13 protein-coding genes are annotated in these 13,854 nt (G+C 61.3%); 10 read left to right on the top strand and 3 right to left on the bottom strand.

Annotated elements, in window-relative coordinates:
- The first annotated feature begins 207 nt into the window (after positions 1-207).
- From grpE to OKC42_RS14090, 8 genes are all read left to right on the top strand, one after another.
- Entirely contained in the window at positions 208-783 is a 576-nt protein-coding gene (gene grpE, locus OKC42_RS14125; protein ID WP_005338036.1) for a nucleotide exchange factor GrpE, read from the top strand.
- 297 nt (positions 784-1,080) lie between these two features.
- Positions 1,081-3,009, top strand: a complete 1,929-nt coding sequence (gene dnaK / locus OKC42_RS14120) for a molecular chaperone DnaK (RefSeq protein WP_005338034.1) — start codon at positions 1,081-1,083, stop codon at positions 3,007-3,009.
- Positions 3,010-3,110: 101 nt separating this feature from the next.
- The gene (dnaJ, locus tag OKC42_RS14115) at positions 3,111-4,253 is read left to right on the top strand and encodes a molecular chaperone DnaJ (RefSeq protein WP_005338032.1); all 1,143 of its coding nucleotides are present in this window, start codon (positions 3,111-3,113) and stop codon (positions 4,251-4,253) included.
- 264 nt (positions 4,254-4,517) lie between these two features.
- The gene (locus tag OKC42_RS14110) at positions 4,518-6,008 is read left to right on the top strand and encodes a carbohydrate porin (RefSeq protein WP_270657312.1); all 1,491 of its coding nucleotides are present in this window, start codon (positions 4,518-4,520) and stop codon (positions 6,006-6,008) included.
- A gap of 115 nt (positions 6,009-6,123) precedes the next feature.
- On the top strand, positions 6,124-7,080 hold the full coding sequence (locus OKC42_RS14105; protein ID WP_270657313.1) for an aminoimidazole riboside kinase: 957 nt from the start codon (positions 6,124-6,126) through the stop codon (positions 7,078-7,080).
- 83 nt (positions 7,081-7,163) lie between these two features.
- Positions 7,164-8,528, top strand: a complete 1,365-nt coding sequence (locus tag OKC42_RS14100; protein WP_042657031.1) for a sucrose-specific PTS transporter subunit IIBC — start codon at positions 7,164-7,166, stop codon at positions 8,526-8,528.
- Positions 8,528-9,943 carry a glycoside hydrolase family 32 protein gene (locus OKC42_RS14095; RefSeq protein WP_201936890.1) on the top strand — a complete coding sequence of 472 codons (1,416 nt, stop codon included), beginning with the start codon at positions 8,528-8,530 and terminating at the stop codon, positions 9,941-9,943. The genes OKC42_RS14100 and OKC42_RS14095 overlap by 1 nt, the downstream gene beginning before the upstream one ends.
- 27 nt (positions 9,944-9,970) lie before the next feature.
- Complete coding sequence (locus OKC42_RS14090) at positions 9,971-10,981, top strand: LacI family DNA-binding transcriptional regulator (protein ID WP_064336901.1); 1,011 nt, start codon at positions 9,971-9,973, stop codon at positions 10,979-10,981.
- A 91-nt stretch (positions 10,982-11,072) separates the two neighbouring features.
- Here the strand turns inward: OKC42_RS14090 and OKC42_RS14085 are convergent, their stop codons facing one another.
- From OKC42_RS14085 to OKC42_RS14075, 3 genes are all read right to left on the bottom strand, one after another.
- Entirely contained in the window at positions 11,073-11,801 is a 729-nt protein-coding gene (locus OKC42_RS14085) for an MgtC/SapB family protein (RefSeq protein WP_201936888.1), read from the bottom strand.
- A gap of 218 nt (positions 11,802-12,019) precedes the next feature.
- Positions 12,020-12,424: a hypothetical protein gene (locus tag OKC42_RS14080; RefSeq protein ID WP_201936887.1), complete on the bottom strand. Its 405-nt coding sequence runs from the start codon at positions 12,422-12,424 to the stop codon at positions 12,020-12,022.
- Between the two features lie 426 nt (positions 12,425-12,850).
- Complete coding sequence (locus OKC42_RS14075; RefSeq protein ID WP_201936886.1) at positions 12,851-13,036, bottom strand: YgaP family membrane protein; 186 nt, start codon at positions 13,034-13,036, stop codon at positions 12,851-12,853.
- 88 nt (positions 13,037-13,124) lie between these two features.
- On the opposite strand from OKC42_RS14075, the gene OKC42_RS14070 reads away from it, so the two are divergent.
- Both OKC42_RS14070 and OKC42_RS14065 read left to right on the top strand, forming a co-directional pair.
- Positions 13,125-13,439 (top strand): ArsR/SmtB family transcription factor, encoded by a 315-nt coding sequence (locus OKC42_RS14070; protein ID WP_005338008.1) that lies wholly within the window; start codon positions 13,125-13,127, stop codon positions 13,437-13,439.
- Positions 13,439-13,852: a YeeE/YedE family protein gene (locus tag OKC42_RS14065; RefSeq protein ID WP_064336897.1), complete on the top strand. Its 414-nt coding sequence runs from the start codon at positions 13,439-13,441 to the stop codon at positions 13,850-13,852. Before OKC42_RS14070 ends, OKC42_RS14065 begins: the two co-directional genes overlap by 1 nt.
- The last annotated feature ends 2 nt before the right edge of the window (positions 13,853-13,854 follow it).

The following is a 13,854-nucleotide window of genomic DNA, read 5'->3' as shown; positions in this document are numbered from 1 at the left end:
GCTATCCCCTTGAGGCTACTGGTTAAACGGTGAGCGGTAACCCGGATAAACCGACGGTTGCTGCTATTCAGCAACCCTGATTGCCCTTTACCCCTTGAAAGCCGGGGATGCATCCCCATAATAGCGCCAACATAGTCGGTCTGTTGTCGTCCGGTCGCTCAACCAGACGTCAGGGCCCTCATAAGTAACCCCGGAATTGGAGATGTCATGAACCACGAAGAGCAAAAGGTTGAAGCGATGGAGCAAGTGGAAGCCCAGCCAGTCGAGCCGACCGATGTAGACAGTGAAGTGACAGCCGAGCAGGCCCGCATTGCCGAACTGGAAGCGCAGCTGGAAACCGCCATCCAAAAAGCGGCGGAAGAGCGTGAACGCGCCCTGCGTACCGCCGCCGAGATGGAGAACCTGCGCCGTCGTACCGAGCTGGATGTGGAGAAGGCGCACAAGTTTGCTTTGGAGAAGTTCGCCAACGAACTGCTGCCGGTGCTGGACAACCTTGAGCGTGCCATCGAACTGGCCGACAAGGAGAACGAAGCCCTCAAGCCGATGATCGAAGGTGTCGAGCTGACCCTGAAATCCATGCAGAGCGGTGTGGCCAAGTTTGGTCTGGTGGCGCTCGACCCGATCAACCAGCCGTTTGACCCCAACGCCCATCAGGCGATGAGCATGGTGCCGAGTGCCGATGTGGCCCCGAACACCGTCATTGCAGTGATGCAGAAGGGCTATGACCTCAACGGTCGGGTGATCCGTCCGGCCATGGTGATGATCGCCAAAGCGGTCGACTGATTGGCTGTGGGTGCCCGAGCCCGCCCTGTGGCGGGCTTTTTGTTTCGCAGTGCAGCACCTGTTCATCTTGCCCGGTTTACGGCTCAACGTGACCGCGCAACCATGACAAAGGGTGTGGTTTTTTAGGGTTGGGGCTTGAAGCTGCGTCTGGCGACCCCATATAGGTAGCAAGGCCGCGGCGGCACAAAAAATTTGATGCCGGGAGCTTGAAAGCCAGATTGGCAGCCCCCACCTAGCCGTTAACGCATTAAGGCGAGTTCCTCGCCAGTTTATTCAAAGTATTTGGAGATTCGTCAAATGGGTAAAATCATCGGTATTGACCTGGGTACTACCAACTCCTGCGTCGCTATTCTGGATGGCGACACTGCTCGCGTGATCGAGAACGCAGAAGGCGATCGTACTACTCCGTCCATCATTGCCTATGCCGATGATGGCGAGATCCTGGTTGGTCAGCCGGCCAAGCGTCAGGCCATCACCAACCCGAAAAACACCCTGTTCGCCATCAAGCGTCTGATCGGTCGTCGTTTTGAAGATGAAGAAGTGCAGCGTGACCTGAAAATCATGCCGTACGCCATCGCCAAAGCTGACAACGGCGACGCCTGGGTTGAAGTGAAGGGCAAGAAAATGGCACCGCCGCAGATCTCTGCCGAAGTGCTGAAAAAGATGAAGAAGACCGCCGAAGACTACCTGGGCGAGCCGGTAACCGAAGCCGTTATCACTGTTCCAGCCTACTTCAACGACGCCCAGCGTCAGGCTACCAAGGATGCCGGTCGCATCGCCGGTCTGGATGTAAAACGCATCATCAACGAACCGACTGCTGCTGCATTCGCTTACGGCGTGAACAAGGTCAAAGGCGAGCGCAAGGTTGCCGTATATGACCTGGGGGGCGGTACTTTCGATATCTCCATCATCGAGATCGACGAAGTTGAAGGCGAAACCACCTTCGAAGTACTGGCGACCAACGGTAACACCCACCTGGGTGGTGAAGACTTCGATAACCGCGTCATCAACTATCTGGTAGACGAGTTCAAGCGTGAGCAAGGCATCGACCTGCGTAACGACCAGCTGGCTCTGCAGCGTCTGAAAGATGCCGCCGAGAAAGCCAAGATCGAGCTCTCTTCTGCCCAGCAGACCGACGTCAACCTGCCGTACATCACTGCAGATGCCACCGGTCCGAAGCACATGAACATCAAGGTGACCCGCGCCAAGCTGGAATCCCTGGTAGAAGACATGGTGAAGGACTCTCTGGAGCCGGTTCGTGTCGCCCTGAAAGACTCCGGTCTGGCTGTTGGCGAGATCGACGACGTAATTTTGGTTGGTGGTCAGACCCGTATGCCGCTGGTTCAGAAGACCGTTGCCGAGTTCTTTGGCAAAGAGCCGCGTAAAGACGTCAACCCGGACGAAGCCGTGGCCATGGGTGCTGCCATCCAGGGCGCCGTACTGTCCGGTGACAAGACCGACGTACTGCTGCTGGACGTCACCCCGCTCTCCCTGGGTATCGAAACCATGGGTAGCGTGATGACTGCGCTGATCGAGAAGAACACCACCATCCCGACCAAGAAGTCCCAGGTGTTCTCGACTGCCGAAGACAACCAGTCTGCCGTGACCATTCACGTGCTGCAGGGTGAGCGCAAGCGCGCCAGCGACAACAAGTCTCTGGGCCAGTTCAACCTGGAAGGCATCCGTCCGGCACCGCGCGGTCTGCCGCAGATCGAAGTGACCTTCGACATCGATGCCAACGGTATCCTGCACGTCTCTGCAAAAGACAAAGAGACCAACAAAGAGCAGAAGATCACCATCCAGGCCTCCTCTGGTCTGTCTGATGACGAGATCGAGCGCATGGTACGCGAAGCCGAAGCCAACGCGGCCGAGGACAAGAAGTTTGAAGAGCTGGTACAGGCTCGCAACCAGGCTGATGGTCTGGTCCACTCCGTACGCAAGCAGATCACCGAAGCCGGTGAAGCCCTGCCTGCCGACGACAAGACCAAGATCGAAGCTGCTCTGAGCGAGCTGGAAGCGGCCATCAAGGGTGACGACAAGGCTGCTATCGAAGCCAAACAGCAGGCTCTGCTGGAAGCGTCCCAGAAGCTGATGGAAATTGCCCAGCAGCAGGCTCAGGCCCAGGGTGCAGCCGGTGCTGATGCCGGTCAGTCCTCCTCTTCTGCCAAGGCTGACGACGACGTAGTCGACGCCGAGTTCGAAGAAGTGAAAGACGACAAGAAGTAAGCCCTACCCAGATGGGCGAAGTCCGCTTCGCCCATCGGCTTGGTCAATGAATTCACGGGCGTTGGGTAACCAACGCCCGTCTGCGTAACCACAGGATGAGTATGTCGAAGCGCGATTTCTACGAAGTACTGGGTGTGGCGAAAGATGCCGACGATCGCGAGATCAAGAAGGCGTACAAGCGCCTGGCCATGAAGTATCACCCGGATCGTAACCAGGGTGATGCCGCATCCGAAGAGAAGTTCAAAGAGGTCAAGGAAGCCTACGAGGTCCTGACCGATGCCAACCTGCGTGCCCGTTACGACCAGTACGGCCATGCCGGTGTCGACCCGAGCCAGGGTGGCGGTGGCCACGGTGGCTTTGGCGGCGGTGCCGACTTCGCCGACATGTTTGGTGACGTATTCGGTGACATCTTCGGCGGTGGCCGTGGTGGTGCCCGTCGTGGCCCGGCCCGTGGCTCCGACCTGCGTTACACCATGGAGCTGACGCTGGAAGAGGCGGTACGCGGGGTCTCCAAGGAGATCAAGGTGCCGACCCTGGTTCACTGTGAAGTCTGTAACGGCTCCGGTGCCCACACCGGCAGCAGTGCCCAGACCTGCCCGACCTGCCACGGCTCCGGCCAGGTGCAGATGCGTCAGGGCTTCTTCGCGGTGCAGCAGGCATGTCCGCACTGTCACGGTCGCGGCAAGATCATCAAGGATCCGTGCCGCAAGTGCCACGGTGAAGGTCGCTACCAGCGCACCAAGACCCTGTCGGTGAAAATTCCGGCGGGCGTCGATACCGGCGATCGCATCCGTCTCTCCGGCGAAGGGGAAGCGGGGGAAGCAGGGGCACCGGCAGGGGATCTCTACGTACAGGTGCACGTCAAAGAGCACGAGATCTTCGTGCGTGACGGCAACAACCTCTACTGCGAAGTGCCCATCAGCTTCACCGCAGCTGCGCTGGGTGGCGAGATTGAAGTACCGACCCTGGATGGCCGCGTCAAGCTCAAGGTCACTCCGGAGACCCAGACCGGCAAGATGTTCCGCATGCGCGGCAAGGGCGTGAAGTCAGTACGCTCCGGCCAGGTAGGGGACCTGATGTGCAAGGTGGTGATCGAGACGCCGGTCAACCTCACCGAGCAGCAGAAAGAGCTGCTGCGCCAGCTGGACGAATCCTTCAGCGGCGCCGCTGCCAAGACCCACAAGCCGAAATCGGAAGGCTTTTTCGAAGGGGTGAAACGCTTCTTCGACGATCTGACCAGCTGATTTCAGCGACCCGAATAAACAGAGCCGGCCTTGTGCCGGCTCTTTTTTTGCCCGCCGTTTAGCCAGGGTCCGCCCTATTGAGTGGATCCTGATGAGGGATCCTCCTCACAACTCCCGCCAATTCCTGCTGTACAAATGTTATCCCGCTCACACTATTGCTGAAACGGTTTAGTTGCTGTATTGAGTTGGCTAAAGCGGTTTAGCTATGCTCTGGCTGTCGATAACAACAGCGCCCGTTCGGGCTACAGATGACAGGTGAGGAAGATGATGATGTTCAAGAGCAAGTTGGCGCTGGCGGTAGCGCTGGGATTGGGGATGAGCAACCCGCTGTGGGCGGCGGATGGCGGTATCGAGGCCCGTCTGGCGGCGCTGGAGGCGCGGGTACAGGCGGCTGAAGCGAGAGCCGAGGCAGCAGAGAGCCGTGCCAGTCAGGCGGAAGTGAAGGCGAGCGCGGCGAGTGAGCAGGCGCAGGTGGCCGACAACCGCAGCCAGAAGGTGGATGAGAAGACCGCCGGTGCCCAAGGTTTCGAGTTTCACGCTTACGCTCGCTCGGGCCTGTTGGTCAACAGCAATGGCAACGGTGGGCGCGGCGGCCCCTACATCACGCCAGCCGGTTCGGTGGGCGGGGCTGTCGGTCGTCTTGGCAACGAGGATGACACCTACATGGAGGCCAACCTGCTGAAAACCCAGACCTTCGAGGATGGCAGCTGGGCCCGCTACAAGCTGATGCTGGCTGACGGGGTGGAGACCAGCAACGACTGGACCGCCAGCGATTCGAGCCTCAATACCCGTCAGGTGTTTGCCGAGATCGGCAATCTGGCGAGCTTCGACGGCCCCTTCAAGAATGCGGTGCTGTGGGCGGGTAAGCGCTTTGATCGGGACAACTTCGACATCCACTGGCTCGATTCCGACGTGGTGTTCCTGGCCGGTACCGGCGGCGGTGTCTACGACGTGCAGCTGGCCGATAGCTGGAAGGCCAACTTCTCCCTCTATGGCCGCGATTACGGCGACATCAGCGCCAGCGGTCTTTCCGATATCGAGAGCTACATCCTCACCATGAACAACCGCGTCGGCAACTGGCAATGGATGGTGAACGGTCTCTCGGCCAAGGACAATGATGCCCGCATCAATGACAAGGGGGCGGGCAGCGAGGCGGCGGACAAGGGGGCACACACCCTGCTGGCCTACCACGGCGAGAGCTTCTTTGGCATCAACCCCGGTTTTGCCAAGGCGGCGGTGCTGTACGGTCATGGGCTGGGGGCCGAGGTCAAGGGGCTGGGCTCTGACAGCGAGCTGTTGCCGGACGCCGATGCAGTGCGGGTCGCCGTGTTTGGCGCCACCGATCTCAACTCGCGCTGGCGTTTTGCCCCGGCCCTGCTAGCCGAGCAGAGTCAGGATCGCTACGTGAAAGGGGACGAGTACCGCTGGCTCACCTTCAATACCCGGGTGGCGCAGGTGCTGAGCCAGAACGTCGAGCTGGTCTACGAGGCGGCCTGGCAGTACATGGATCTCGACCCCAAGGGTTACAAGGGACGCCAGGCGGTGAACGGCAACTTCACCAAGCTCACCTTCGCCCCCACCTTCAAGGCGCAGACCGCCGGTTTCTTCGAACGTCCCGAGCTGCGGGTGTTCGCCAGCTGGATGGACTGGTCCTCCGAGCTCGACAACTACGCCAGCGACGATGCCATGGGCCAGAGCAACTTCACCGCCGGTGGCGAGTGGAACTTTGGCTTACAGATGGAAACCTGGTTCTAGTTCGTTATCCCGATCACAAAAATGGCAGCCGGTGCCGAGATCTGTTGGTTGGCTAAAACGGTTTAGCTGATAATGCCAGCCAACAGAACAGAGTTCGGGTTTGACCGTGGATCCGATGCAGCAGTGGAGTAGCAAGGTGACGAATCGAGTGTGGGTAATGGGGGATGCGGTGGTGGACTTGATCCCGGAAGGGGCGTTGAACTACCTCAAGTGTCCGGGTGGTGCGCCCGCCAATGTGGCGGTTGGTGTGGCACGGCTGGGTGGCGATGCGGCCTTTATCGGCCGGGTTGGTGCTGACCCGTTCGGCCGCTTTATGGCCGACACCCTGAGCGGGGAGGGGGTGGATATCGGTGCGCTACGGCTCGATCCTGACCATCGCACCTCTACCGTGCTGGTGGCACTGGATGATGAGGGGGAGCGCAGCTTCACCTTTATGGTGCGCCCCAGTGCCGACCAGTTCCTCACCCCAGATGAGTTGCCCCACTTCGATGCCGGTCAGTGGTTGCTGACCTGCTCCATCGCGCTCGCCAACGAGCCGGTGCGCACCAGCTGCCTGCAGGCCATGGCGGACATCAAGGCGGCAGGCGGGCGGGTCTGCTTCGACCCCAACCTGCGCCCCGAGGTGTGGGGCAACCCGGCCGAGATGCTGCCGCTGGTGCGTCAGGCAATTACACAGGCGGATGTGGTCAAGCTCTCCATCGAGGAGCTGCAACTGCTGAGTGGCGAGGATGAACTGGCCGCCGGGCTCGCCACTCTCTCTGGCCCGGCGCTGGTGCTGGTGACCAGAGGGGCGGCCGGGGTGGTGGCTCGCCTTGATGGCGAGTTGCTGGAGTGGGTGGGGCAGAAAGTAACGCCCATCGACACCACGGGGGCGGGGGATGCCTTCGTCGCCGGTCTGCTGGCGGCGCTGGCCGGGCGCTCGTCGCTGCCGACTCTGGCCGAGCTACCCGCCATCCTGGCTCAGGCCCACGGTTGCGGGGCGCTCGCCACCACCGCCAAGGGGGCGATGACGGCGCTGCCGACCCGCTCCGAACTGGATGCCTTTTTGCGATCAAGCGCAAGCGGCTGTTGAGCTGAGGCTAGAAGCTCGGCTCGACAGCCCCTACTCTCATGTGACAAGGGCCCGCCAGCGTGGCGGGTCATAAGAGGAAGAATATGAATATCAGTGCGATAGCCAAGGATCTGGTGCCCCTGCTCGGGGGCAAGGAGAATATCGTCAGCGCAGCCCACTGCGCCACCCGGCTGCGGTTGGTGCTGGCCGATGACAGCAAGGTAAACAAGGCCGCCATCGACAAGCTGGAGGGGGTCAAGGGGTGCTTTAGCAACGCGGGCCAAATTCAGGTGATCTTCGGCACCGGTCTGGTCAACAAGGTCTATGCGGAGTTCGTGGCGCTGACCGGTACCGGCACCGCCAGCAAGGCGGAGCTGACCGACATGGCGGCGGCCAAGCTCAACGTGGCCCAGCGGTTGGCGCGAACCCTCTCCAACATCTTCGTGCCGATCATTCCGGCCATCGTCGCCTCGGGCCTGCTGATGGGGCTGCTCGGCATGGTGCGCACCTACGGTTGGGTCAATGCCGACAGCGCCCTGTTTGTGATGCTCGACATGTTCAGCTCGGCGGCCTTTATCATATTGCCGATCCTCATCGGCTTTACGGCGGCGCGGGAGTTTGGCGGCAATCCGTACCTCGGGGCGACCCTCGGCGGCATCCTCACCCACCCGGCGCTGACCAACGCCTGGGGCGTGGCCGGTGGTTTCAAGACCATGGACTTCTTCGGGCTGGATGTGGCGATGATCGGCTATCAGGGCACCGTCTTCCCGGTGCTGCTGGCGGTCTGGTTTATGTCCCATCTGGAGAAACAGCTGCGCAAGCGCATTCCGGATGCGCTGGATCTGATCCTCACGCCGTTTCTCACCGTCATCATCACCGGCTTTGTAGCGCTGCTTTTTATCGGCCCGGCGGGTCGGGTGCTGGGGGATGGCATCTCGTTCGGTCTGAGCGCCCTCTATGAGCAGGCGGGCTGGCTGGCGGGGCTGGTATTTGGCGGCACTTACTCGCTGATCGTCATCACCGGCATCCATCATAGCTTCCACGCCATCGAGGCGGGGTTGTTGGCCAATCCGCAAATTGGCGTCAATTTCCTGCTGCCCATCTGGGCCATGGCCAACGTGGCACAGGGTGGGGCTTGCCTCGCGGTCTACTTCAAGACCCGCGACGTGAAGATCAAGGCGATTACCGTGCCGGCTGCCATGTCCTGCCTGCTGGGTATCACGGAAGCGGCGATCTTCGGGGTGAACCTGCGTTACATCAAACCCTTCCTCGCCGGTCTGTTTGGCGGGGCCTGCGGCGGTGCCTACGTGGTGGCGGCCAAGGTGGGGATGACGGCGGTGGGGCTGACCGGTATTCCCGGCATGGCCATCGTCCAGCCCATGAGCCTTATTCATTACATCATCGGGCTGGTGATCGCCTTTGGCGCCGCTTTCGCCGCTTCCTACCTGCTCAAGTACAAGGTGGAGTGATGAAGGAAAGCGATCTTCTCAACCAGATTGTCCGGTCGCTGCTGGCCGGACAGCTCAAGGCGGCGGCCGATCCCCATCGGCCCCGCTGGCATCTGGCAGCCCCGGTGGGGCTGCTTAACGATCCCAACGGTTTTATCGAGCACGACGGGCGCTACCACCTCTTCTACCAGTGGAATCCGCTCGGCTGCGAGCACCGCAACAAGGGCTGGGGCCATGTCACCTCCACCGATCTGCTGCATTGGCAGCACGAGCCGGTGGCGCTGTTGCCCACCGAAGCCTATGAGAGCCACGGCTGCTATTCGGGCTCGGCGGTGAGCGACGAGCAGGGGCGCCTGACTCTTATCTACACCGGCAATGTCAAATACCCGGATGGCAGTCGTACCGCTTATCAGTGTCTGGCCCGCGCCGACGGTGAGGCCGGTTTTGCCAAGCTGGGGCCTGTGCTGGATCTGCCCGCAGGCTACAGCGGCCATGTGCGCGATCCCAAGGTGTGGCACGACGGCCAGCAGTGGCTGATGGTGCTGGGGGCTCGCACTCTGGGCGACAAGGGGGAAGTGCTGCTCTATCGCGGCGAAACCCTGCAAAGCTGGCAGTGGGTGGGTCCCATCGCCGGTAGCGGGCGAGGGGGGCTGGGTGAGTTTGGCTATATGTGGGAGTGCCCGGATCTCTTCCCGCTGGTCGATCGCCATGTGCTGATCAGCTGCCCGCAGGGGATTGCCCCGGTGGGCGAGGATTATCGCAACCTCTACCAGTGCGGCTGGCTGGCGGGAGATTTCGACGGCGAGCGCTTCGAGCACGGGGCTTTCCACGAGCTGGACCGGGGCTTTGAGTTCTATGCCCCCCAGACCACTCTGGATAGCCAGGGTCGGCGCTTGCTGTTTGGCTGGCTGGGTCTGCCGGAGGCGAACGAGATGAGCCAGCCCACCATCCCCTATGGCTGGATCCACCAGATGAGCTGCCCGCGGGAGCTGTTCTGGCAGGATGAGTGGCTCTGCCAGCGGCCGGTGGCGGAGCTGGCGGCATTGAAGGGAGAGCAGACCCGCTTCGAGGGGACGCTTGGCGAGTTTCCGGGGCTGGCCATCGACTCGGCCTGGCTCGATATGGGGCTCTGCGGTGAGGGGAGTCTCTGGTTCGGCGCCGTGGCCGAGCTGGTGTGGCAGCCGGGGCGCATCACCTTGCGGCGCCAGAACTGGCAGAGCGGGGCGTGGGAGACTCGCAGCAGCCCATGGGCTGGCGGGCGGATCACCGTGCTGTGCGATCGCTCCAGTCTGGAGTGTTTCATCGATGAGGGTCGCCACACCCTGTCGGCGCGCTACTTCCCCGGGGAGAAGCCGCAACTTTCATCAGGTAACGGCGATGATGGCTGCAAAATTTGCCTCAATCACTGGCCGCTGTCGGCGTGCTTAGTACAATAGCCCGGTTCTAGTCAGCCGGGAGGCCAGGTGGAGAAGAAGAAACGGATCACGATTGCCCAGATCGCCGAACTGGCGGGGGTGTCCAAGGCGACCGCCAGTCTGGTGCTCAACGGGAAGAGTGCGGAGTACCGGATTGCCGACGATACCCGCAAGCGCATTCAGGCGGTGGCGGAGGAGTGTCACTACCTGCCGAGCTTTCATGCCCGCTCCCTGCGCGAGACCCGCAGCTACACCTGGGGGCTGGTGATCCCCGATCTCACCAACTTCGGTTTTGCCCGCATTGCCCGTGCCCTCGAGGCGCACTGCCGGGAGGCGGGCATCCAGCTGCTGATCGCCTGCTCCGAGGATGATCCCGCCCTCGAGCAGCGGGTGGTGGATAACCTCATCAGCCGCCAGGTGGATGGGCTGATTGTCGCCTCCAGCGGCCACAGCGATGACATCTATGCCCGCATTCACGACCGCCTGCCGGTGGTGCAGCTCGACCGCCATATTGGCGAGTCGCGCCTGCCCATGGTGATCTCCGATGCCTGCAAGGCCACCGCCGAGCTGGTGCGGGACATGGCCAGCGAGTGCGGCGAGGAGATCTACTACTTCGGCGGCCTGCTGGATCTCTCCCCCAGTCGTCACCGGCTGGCGGGCTATGAGCTGGGGCTCCATCGCGCCGGTTTTGAAGCCGATGTAGCCCGGGTGCGTCATCGCGACTATCAGCCGAGCTCCGGTTATCAGCTGATGGCCGAGCTGGTGGCCGAGCTGGGAGCGCCTCCCAGGGGGCTCTTTACCGCCTCTTTTACACTGCTGGAAGGGGTACTGCGCTACCTCAATGAGGCGGGGCTGATGGAGACAGGGATGCGCCTGTGTACCTTCGATGATCATGACCTGCTCGACTGCATTCCCATGCGCATCGACTCGGTGGCGCAGGATTGTCCGGCGCTGGCTCTCGCCGCTTTCGAGCTGATGCAGCAACTGATTGCGGGCAATCCCCCGGCGCAGACTGCCCAGGTGATCACCCCCAGGGTGCGCTGGCGCAGCCGCCGCTAGCCACTCTTCGCCCATCCCATATGAGAAAGCCCCGCCATTGCTGGCGGGGCTTTTTGCTGCGGGCGGATGGTTCGTTCCTCTGACCAACGGCTCAATCGGTGGTACTGGTGCGCCAGAACACCTGCTTGATATGAGGGTGGATGGCCAGCTTTTGCATCAGGGCATCCAGCTCGTCGCCATCGATGGAGGTAGCCAGCAGCACCGCCGAGATCTCCAGATCCCCCGCGCCAAACGGCTCGATATCGAGTTCGCTCAAGGGGTAGTTGGCCTGCTCCAGCATCTCTTCCAGCCAGTGCAGCACCTCTTTTTGATGCTCGCGCGGGGTCAGGGCCGTCACCTTGTAGGTCACTTCGGTATCCAGATTGTCCACCGGGCGACGGTTGATCTGATTGACCAGCGGTCGCAGCAGAGTGTTGGCGGCCAGCACGAACAGGGCGCCCAGAATTGCCTCCATGGCCAGTCCTGCACCACAGGCGGCGCCGACGGCGGCCACTCCCCAGAGAGTGGCGGCGGTGTTGATGCCGCGGATATTGCCCGATTCGCGCATGATGACGCCAGCGCCGAGAAAGCCGATGCCGGAGACGATATAGGCCACCACATGGACCACGTTGTAGTTGCCGCCGTGCAGGTCATAGATGCGCTGGGCCAGACTGACGAACAGGGCGGCCCCCACGGCGACCAGCACGTTGGTGCGCAGGCCCGCGGTACGTTGGCGGTATTGGCGCTCCAGCCCGACCAGACTGCCAAGCACAAAGGCGAGCAACAGGCTGGCCAGGGTGTCGAGCAGGGAGATCATGTCAATTTGTTGCCACATCTTCATGGCGTACTCCTTCTGATAAGCGCTGGCTTGGCGCAATCCATGATGAAACGCCGGGAGGCGGATGGATCAGGAGATGATTGCGCGGATGGCCAGCAGAAAAACAAAAACGCGGCGTCCCGGGGCGCGAGCATCATCAGATGCCCTGACGCTCGGAGAGGACGCAACAAGCGGGGCCAGCGTGGCTGGCCCCTTTCACAGTGGTTAACGCAGGTGTGCGGTCAGTTGAGTTCGGGAGCGCAGTCGATGCGCGGGCGCAGTTGCCAGCGTACCGGATGTGCTAATCCGACCTGATGAACGAACTGCACCAGATAGCGTCGCTGGGGCGGGGTGCACTGCAGGTTGAGCACCAGCTCACGCCCGCCGCCGCGACCCGGCTTCATTGATTGCATCGGTTGCAGCCCGGCCGGTTGCAACGTGTGGTTCACCATATCCAGCACCTGCTCCATATCGGCGCGATCCTCACAGCGGATCTGCAGCCGGTAGTGGTGCTGACGCTGTTTGCCGCCCAGCCAGCGTGGCAGCATGCCACGGCCGAGCCGGCTCAACAGGGGGTGAGCCTGGGTAGCAACAGAACCTGTTGCGACCGCGCGATCCGCAGCCGGTTTGATTGAGATAAAACGCATAGCAGCCTCCTTGTGGGAAGCAGAAACTATGCAGGCATGGCGACCGTGGCGATTGGCCTCTGGTTGCCAGACGTCAAGTGTAAAAAGGGAGAAGAGGGGAGTGGATTTCCGCTTCTCGCAGGGTTGCGAGTTGCGGCAGAGAAAGACCTGCGGCTAGCTCGCGACCTTGGTACCGACGATGAGGGTCGGTCTACAACTGTCACTTGATGAGTTGCCCACTGATGGTCTCCGCTGTGTTAAGAACGGCAAAATGGTACTCATCCAGAGCGGTGAGGTAAAGCCTTATCGACCTTCCAGCAACATTTAGATACAAGTTTGTCAATAACGGGGCCGACTGGCTACCTCCATAAGCATCAGGGAGCGACGATAGCCATCGCCGCGCGATGACGCCCCGCTAGCAGGACCGCCCCTGTCTTGCGCGACCTGTTACTTCAGCCCCAGGCGCTTGAGGAGCATGGCGGCCGGACAGAAACCGGTGAATGCGCTCTGGATCAGGTTGACCCCGACAAAGGCACTCAACCAGACAAAGCCCGGATGAACCCAGCTGGTAAGGATCAGCGAGAGCAGCAACATGCAACCCGCGACGATTCTGACTCCGTTATCTACAGTCATGGTCTTTCTCCTCATCTACTTTAGATGTTGCTAATTTAGTGTTGTTTTATACAATAGAACAAATATCAGCAATTGCTAATTTACTCTTATGAGCCAATTCGACGAGATGAACAGACATGCGACAGCCGCCGCCTCCCTGCTCAAGGCGTTGGCTCATCCCGAACGCCTGATGGTGCTCTGCCAGCTGGTGGAGGGGGAGAAGGGGGTCGGGGAGCTGCTGGCCCATAGCCAACTTGGGCAGTCGGCCTTCTCCCAGCAACTTTCGGTATTGAAGCGCTACGGCCTTATCCGTTCGCGCAAGGTCTCCCAGCAGATCTACTACTCGCTGGTGAGCGAGGCGGCCGCCGATGTGTTGGGGGCGCTGCAAACCCATTTTTGTCACTCGGAAAATAAGGAATCTTGATGATGGAAAGCCAATGGCTGCTCTCTTTGGGCGGCGGCATGCTGGCGGGGCTGTCGGCCCTGATCCTGATGTTGTTCAACGGCCGGGTGGCCGGGATCAGCGGCATTCTGGCCGGTGCGCTGCAACACCGTGCGCCGTGGCGGGTGCTATTTCTGCTGGGGCTCGGGGCGGGCGCCTGGTTGGCGCTGACTCTGGGTTGGGCCCGCATGCCCGCATTCACCACGCTGCCCGGCTGGCCCGTTGTGCTACTGGCCGGTCTGCTGGTCGGGGTCGGTACCCGTCTTGGCAATGGCTGCACCAGCGGCCACGGCATCTGTGGCATGGGGCGGCTCTCCCTGCGCTCCATCGTCGCCACCCTCACCTTTATGGCGGCAGGCTTTATCACCGTCTTCGTCACTCATCATCTGCTGTAAGG

The organism is Aeromonas sp. Y311-2 (assembly GCF_027706025.1).
GTDB lineage: Bacteria > Pseudomonadota > Gammaproteobacteria > Enterobacterales > Aeromonadaceae > Aeromonas > Aeromonas veronii.
This window is presented reverse-complemented; position numbering and strand designations above follow the sequence as displayed.

Excerpts from the sequence above, each read along its gene's own strand:
- OKC42_RS14085 (WP_201936888.1), bottom strand. The coding sequence starts at position 11,801 with ATGAAGATGTGGCAACAAATTGACATGATCTCCCTGCTCGACACCCTG.
- grpE (WP_005338036.1), top strand. The coding sequence starts at position 208 with ATGAACCACGAAGAGCAAAAGGTTGAAGCGATGGAGCAAGTGGAAGCC.
- dnaJ (WP_005338032.1), top strand. The coding sequence starts at position 3,111 with ATGTCGAAGCGCGATTTCTACGAAGTACTGGGTGTGGCGAAAGATGCC.
- OKC42_RS14110 (WP_270657312.1), top strand. The coding sequence starts at position 4,518 with ATGATGATGTTCAAGAGCAAGTTGGCGCTGGCGGTAGCGCTGGGATTG.
- OKC42_RS14080 (WP_201936887.1), bottom strand. The coding sequence starts at position 12,424 with ATGCGTTTTATCTCAATCAAACCGGCTGCGGATCGCGCGGTCGCAACA.
- dnaK (WP_005338034.1), top strand. The coding sequence starts at position 1,081 with ATGGGTAAAATCATCGGTATTGACCTGGGTACTACCAACTCCTGCGTC.
- OKC42_RS14105 (WP_270657313.1), top strand. The coding sequence starts at position 6,124 with ATGCAGCAGTGGAGTAGCAAGGTGACGAATCGAGTGTGGGTAATGGGG.
- OKC42_RS14065 (WP_064336897.1), top strand. The coding sequence starts at position 13,439 with ATGATGGAAAGCCAATGGCTGCTCTCTTTGGGCGGCGGCATGCTGGCG.
- OKC42_RS14100 (WP_042657031.1), top strand. The coding sequence starts at position 7,164 with ATGAATATCAGTGCGATAGCCAAGGATCTGGTGCCCCTGCTCGGGGGC.
- OKC42_RS14095 (WP_201936890.1), top strand. The coding sequence starts at position 8,528 with ATGAAGGAAAGCGATCTTCTCAACCAGATTGTCCGGTCGCTGCTGGCC.
- OKC42_RS14075 (WP_201936886.1), bottom strand. The coding sequence starts at position 13,036 with ATGACTGTAGATAACGGAGTCAGAATCGTCGCGGGTTGCATGTTGCTG.
- OKC42_RS14070 (WP_005338008.1), top strand. The coding sequence starts at position 13,125 with ATGAGCCAATTCGACGAGATGAACAGACATGCGACAGCCGCCGCCTCC.